The sequence below is a fragment of the Novipirellula sp. genome, assembly GCF_041583735.1.
Taxonomy (GTDB): domain Bacteria; phylum Planctomycetota; class Planctomycetia; order Pirellulales; family Pirellulaceae; genus Novipirellula.
On the sequence record NZ_JBFHFD010000510.1, the window covers coordinates 1 to 6,200 of the forward strand.

The 6,200-nt window shown below is 55.9% G+C and carries 3 protein-coding genes and 1 pseudogene; 1 reads left to right on the forward strand and 3 read right to left on the reverse strand.

Annotated elements, in window-relative coordinates:
* On the reverse strand, positions 1 to 2,060 hold a 2,060-nt coding region (locus tag ABX962_RS27025), incomplete at its 3' end, for a ComEC/Rec2 family competence protein (protein WP_372724057.1).
* 280 nt (positions 2,061 to 2,340) lie between these two features.
* On the opposite strand from ABX962_RS27025, the gene ABX962_RS27030 reads away from it, so the two are divergent.
* Positions 2,341 to 4,422, forward strand: coding sequence for a prolyl oligopeptidase family protein (locus ABX962_RS27030; RefSeq protein ID WP_372724059.1), 2,082 nt, complete (start codon positions 2,341 to 2,343; stop codon positions 4,420 to 4,422).
* A 49-nt stretch (positions 4,423 to 4,471) separates the two neighbouring features.
* Here the strand turns inward: ABX962_RS27030 and ABX962_RS27035 are convergent, their stop codons facing one another.
* Positions 4,472 to 5,500: a D-alanine--D-alanine ligase gene (locus tag ABX962_RS27035; RefSeq protein WP_372724061.1), complete on the reverse strand. Its 1,029-nt coding sequence runs from the start codon at positions 5,498 to 5,500 to the stop codon at positions 4,472 to 4,474.
* A gap of 99 nt (positions 5,501 to 5,599) precedes the next feature.
* Positions 5,600 to 6,200 (reverse strand): annotated as a pseudogene (locus ABX962_RS27040) (hypothetical protein); the annotation flags it as partial.

The following is a 6,200-nucleotide window of genomic DNA, read 5'->3' on the forward strand; positions in this document are numbered from 1 at the left end:
ATCGAAAAGGTCTGGGGGAGCTCCGGTATTTTCAGCGAATCAAACACTTCGATCACCGGCACGTTTGCGGCATCGATGGCCAAGCGTGTGGGCACCAACCCGACTTCGTGTTGATCAAGCATCCCGGGAGGCGTGATGATGCGATCGACCGCGAACCGCCGCAGCACTCCGGGGATCGCATTGTAATGATCCGAATCGGCATGTGATAAAAAGATCGCATCCAACCGTGTTGCTCCGATCGCCCACAATGCCGCATCGATATCTCGACTGCTGCCGGTCGGGTTCGCCATTCGACCGCAGTCGTATAGATACACGTGGCCTGCGTCGTCTCGCATGACAACGCTTGTGCCGTGACCGACATCGACAAATGTCGCTTCGAATGTCCCACTGTCAATCGGCGGGGCTGTGGTCGCCATCATCCATGCGGCCACTATCCAGACAACGATCCAGCCATAACGAAATCGCGAACTCGCTCGGCTTCGTGACCGGAAAAGCGAGCCTACCATCACCAGATAAAACACGGCCACGCTCCATGCCGGCGGCGACGGCAACCAGTAATGTCCGTAGGGGACTTCGGCGGCAACGCCAATGATATGCCGCATGCACTGCAGCCCGACGCCGCACAAGAAGCCCGGTAGACCTGCTGCGGCGGCCCAGACCCACCCCACCACCACCGTGGCGACACCGCATGCCAAGGACCAAAACAGAAACGGGCTCAAAATTACATTGGTCACAACGCTAACAAACGAGATGACATGAAATTGATGCCACACCAGTGGGATACTGATCGCGGTCACACAGCCGCTGTACCAAACCATCCTCGCAAGCCATTGCCACCCCATTCGTCCGTAGCGAATCCAGACTGATTGCGAGGATTGCAGCAGTGCATCGAGTTGCCGCTCGTTTTCGATGGCCAAATCCACGGCATGGGACTCGGTAATCGTGCGGGCGCCACATAAGAACAACGTTGCCACAGCCAGGAACGACAATTGGACGCCAACATGAAACAGATTTTCTGGGTTAATCGCCAGCAACAGCAACGCGGCAAGCGACAAGGTGTTGATCGGCTGCGTTGGACGCCGGAACCACAGCGAGCACATCAGCATTCCGACCAACACTGCCGCGCGCATCACGGGCGGCCGGCCTCCGGTGATCGCGGTGTACAGGCAGCACACCAACAATACCCAGGCAATCTTGGCTCCGAGTGGAAACCGCAGTAACATCGCGACCCAGCTGGCCAACACGATCACGATTGCGAGATGCAATCCGCTGACGCTTAACAGATGGGCGGTTCCCGTTATCAGCAACAGATCACGGGTTTCGGGGTCGACAAAGTCGCGTTGCCCGATCACCAACGCGACCGCCAAAGGTCCAGACGACTCGCCGGTATGCTTTAGCAACAATTCGCGGCTCTCGGTCGCAATGACGGCGATCCGGCGATCGAAATCGAAGTGGCGTCCGATCACTTCGATCTGCGTTTCGCGAGCGACGTCGATGCGGGCGTGAATGCCGCGGCGGCGGTACACCGGACGCAGGTCGTTTTCACCGGGATTGGTGGGAGCGATGATTTTTGCCAGTGCCCCATGAACTCGAATTGCATCCCCCGGCAACAAATGGTCGAGTCGTCCGCTGCACACGACCATCGCTCGTCCGCTGCACGGAACAAAGTCGTCGCCGATACGAATCCGTGCCGTCGCCAATTCAATCACCGATTGCCAGGGGGATTGATCGCGTCCCCGCACGGAATCGGCTAGCGGATTGCGGCGAATCACCACCGGCCGATCGATCGTCCCTTCGATAATGGCGGGTTCAGAATACTCGGACGCATAGTGCCCAATCGAGGCGGTTTGATAGGCAAAGTCGTTGTAGCCATGCCACAGTCCCGCGAGCGACGCCACCCCTAGCACCACGGCGACGCGTTTGAATACCGCGGTGGGAAACGCAAACAACACGCAGGAGCCGAGGGCTACGCCCCCCCATAGCATGGATCGCTTCTGGAACTCGAGCGACAATCCTGCGTCAATCGCGATTCCAATGCCAGCCGCAATTGCCAGTAGCAACAGGGGGTGCCGTGGCCAGAAGTCCGCCATCGGACGGCGGGGATCGCGATCATGTGCCGCACCCAAAGCTGGTCCCCCTTTTCTTTCGGCAGGAAAAATCGAGTACGATAGCCAAGCCGACTCGTCCGACTTTCGATTTCTCAATCCCCTCAGTCTATCACATCCAATGTTACACCCCTTCAAATGGCCACGGTTTCCGGTGTTAACACTGGCAGCATCCACGGCCACACTCACGCTGATCAGCTCACTGTTCCTCTCAGGGCTCACTACCGACTTTGCCATGGCACAAGAATCAACCACGCTGACGACATCTCAACGCACGATGCAGTACCCCGAAACCAAGACGGTCGATGTCACCGACGACTACCACGGGCATCGCGTCACCGACCCTTATCGCTGGTTAGAGGACACCGAGAGCGAGGAGACCGCCGCGTGGGTGGAAGCTCAAAACAAGGTCACCCAGGCGTACCTGCAATCGCTACCCGAGCGTGAGTCGATGCGAGCAAGGCTGGAAAAACTGTGGAATTACGAACGATTCGGTCTGCCCAGTCACAAAGGCGACTTCTACATCTATTCGCACAACAACGGGTTGCAGAACCAAAGCGTCCTCTACAAAGCCGATTCGCTCGATGCCGAGCGTCAAGTGCTGATCGATCCCAACAAGCTCAGCGACGATGGCACGGTCGCACTCGGTTCGACCGTCACCAGCAAAGACGGAAAACTTCTCGCGTATTCCTTGGCCGACGGCGGTAGTGACTGGCGAACGTGGAAAGTCCGAGACGTGGCGACCGGGAACGATCTGGACGACATCGTTCGCTGGAGCAAGTTCAGTGGTATCGCTTGGATGCCGGACAACAGTGGATTCTTTTACGCACGCTACACCGCTCCGGTCGAAGGCCAAGAATTGACCGGTACCAACGAGAATCAACGGTTGTATTTTCACCGTCTTGGTGACGACCAATCCAAAGACACGTTGATCCTTGAGCGGCCCGATGAACCGAAATGGGGCTTCTCGCCGGTGGTTACGGAGGATGGCCGCTATTTGGTCATCCACAATTGGAAGGGCAGCGAGCCGAAATCACAAGTCTTCATCAAAGATTTGACCAATCCCGATGCCACCGTCGAGCCGTTTATCACCGGTTTTGATGCCGAGTATGACTGGATCGCGTCGGTCGGTGCGACGCACTATTTTGTGACCGACAATGATGCTCCGAAACGCCGTTTGATTGCAGTCAACGTTGGCAAGGCGGATCGCGAGCACTGGAAAGAGGTGATTCCGGAGTCCGACGATGTGCTGGAATCGGCAAGTTTGTTTGGCGAAACGTTTTATTTGAGTTATCTAAAAGACGCTCGTAGCCGCGTGGCTCGCTATTCGATCGAAGGCGACTTTGTGGACGATTTGCCGTTACCCGGAGTGGGCAGTGCTAGCGGTTTCGGCGGCCGCCAAGATGCAACCGAGACGTTCTTTGACTTTACCAATTACGTGACTCCTGGTGAGATTTATCGCGTCGATCTGGCCACCGGAGCAACCTCGTTGTGGCGACGTCCTGAAACGCCAATCCAAGTCGATGATTACGTCACCGAACAACTCTTTGCAACCAGCAAGGATGGGACACAGGTGCCAGTGATTGTCACCCGGCATCGCGATACCAAATTGGATGGTTCCAATCGTACGCTGCTGTATGCCTACGGCGGTTTCAATATCTCGCTGACGCCTGCGTTTTCACCCGCCAATGCGGCTTGGATCGAAAACGGAGGCGTTTATGCGGTCGCAAATCTGCGTGGCGGAGGCGAATATGGCCGCGATTGGCATGAAGCCGGTATGCGGCTGAACAAGCAGAATGTGTTTGACGACTTTATCGCTGCGGCGGAACATTTGATCGACAAAGGCTACACACGATCGAGCCGATTGGCGGTGCGTGGTGGCAGCAACGGTGGGCTGTTGGTCGGTGCCGTGATGACGCAGCGTCCCGATCTGTTTGGGGCTTGTTTACCCGCGGTCGGTGTGATGGACATGCTGCGTTTTCACAAGTTCACGATCGGATGGGCTTGGGCGACCGAATATGGCAGCAGTGACGAAGCGGACCAAATCGAAAACCTGCTCTCGTATTCGCCGCTTCATAATTTGAAACCGGGGACGTGTTATCCCGCCACGCTGATCACAACGGCCGATCGCGACGACCGCGTGGTGCCAGGGCACAGTTTCAAATTTGCCGCCGCGCTGCAAGCGGCGCAAGCCTGCGATAATCCCACGCTGATTCGAATCGAAACGCGAGCGGGCCACGGTGCGGGCACGCCGGTCAGCAAGCGGATCGACGAGTACGCCGATTTATGGGCATTTTTGCTCGAGAATCTGCAGTAGACGCGGTGCCGTCGTGATTCGTTCCCATGCGTCGATCGCATGGGGCGAGTCAAACCGTCATCCAGGCTGCTTTGTATCGCAGCCCTAGGTTGAGGATTTTTTGCAGCAGCATCTCGTACGTAATGCCGATCGTCTCGGCTGATTCCGAAAAATCTTCGCCATACTCAATGTTGGGATTCGCATTGGCTTCGATCACGAAGATCTCGCCTTTGTCGGTCATCCGTAAATCCATTCGCGCGTAACCGCTCATGTTCAGTGCCCGGTAGACTCGTTTGCAAAGACGAGAAATCTTTAGTTTCGTGGCGTCGTCGAGATCCTTGGCTTCCTCGGTGGTGATGCCATGTTTCTCTTGGTACTTGTGATTCCACTTGACCTGGCGAGTCGCGATTTTGGCGATGTCATCAGGCATCTTGGCAAACACCATTTCCCACGGCGGGAAGGTTTGCAAGCGGTTGTTGCCGATCACCCCGACGTACAATTCGCGGCCTTCGATGTACTGTTCGGCCATCGCATCGTCGTTCGTCTTGTCATGGATGAACTTGACGCGTTCCACTAGCGCTTCGTCGTTATGGACAATCGAAGCCTGGGCGATCCCAAACGAGGCGTCTTCGATCGCCGATTTCACAAACAGTGGGAACGACAATTTTTTGGGACGATGGATTGTGCGACCCGCAGGAAAGACCGCAAACCGAGGCGTCGGAATGCGATGATACGTCAACACTTTTTTCGATAACGCCTTGTCCTTGCTGAGCAGCAATCCACGCGGATTGCATCCGGTATAGGGCTGCTGCATCAATTCCAGATAGCTGATCACGGCAAAGTCATAGGTGACGACTCCGTGGAATTCTTCCAGCATCATGAAGGTGATGTCGGGTTTGAATTCACGCAAGGCTTCACGGATCGGCGTCAGATCATCGTACACCCCGATCGGAAGCACCTCGTGGCCGATGTGACGCAGTGTGTCACAGACGTCAAATTCAGCCTTCCAGTCGTCTAATTCTTTTTCGTCAACGCCCTCGAGCGTCAGCGGCGGAACATGTCCTTCGCGAACGAGTACCAAGATCCTTAGCGAGCTCATAATCCCGCTCCGTCTGCTGACGATCCTCGGTTGACGAGCTGGGGGGCACTCGCGAGCAGGAAGGGGCTGGTGATCAGGAACGTTTTCCTGAAATGATTGCTACATCGCAACACGATGCCGTCCTTCGTGTAAAAAGTTGGTGGTTCGCACTGCGACTAAAATCATGGCATCTCGCTTGACTTGTTCGATGGCTCCGCCGAGTCGCAAATTCAATTCGCGGCATCGTTCGATCATTTCTTGGATCACCTGGTCAATCGTGTAGGTGTATTCGCCGGTCCAGTGGGCCACGATCGTTCGTAGCTCGTTGCGAATTCGGCTCAAAAAGGCGGCGGCGGTCACATTGCGTCGGTGCTCTTCGTCAGACGAAAACAGTTTGCGCAGGTCGGCATCATAGATACTCGGATAGTCGACGCCGTAATGTTCACGTTTTCGCTGATAATGCGTCCGTAGCGTTTTTCGAAGTCGGCTGACCGGATCGATCGTTTTTCGGTTGTAAACCAGCGGTCGTTTTCCTTGAATCGACTTCATGAACTCGTCGACAAACTCCAGTTTCTCGATCGCGGGCCAATCGCGATATTGAGTCCGCCAGCGTGAGCCTGGCCGCAACCAGACCGCAAATGTCTCGGCAAAATCCTCCAATGGATGGGCTTGAGCGTACCACATATCGAGGTTCAGCACGTAATCGCGACTCGATGGCGTC

Excerpts from the sequence above, each read along its gene's own strand:
- ABX962_RS27030 (WP_372724059.1), top strand. The coding sequence starts at position 2,341 with ATGGCACAAGAATCAACCACGCTGACGACATCTCAACGCACGATGCAG.
- ABX962_RS27035 (WP_372724061.1), bottom strand. The coding sequence starts at position 5,500 with ATGAGCTCGCTAAGGATCTTGGTACTCGTTCGCGAAGGACATGTTCCG.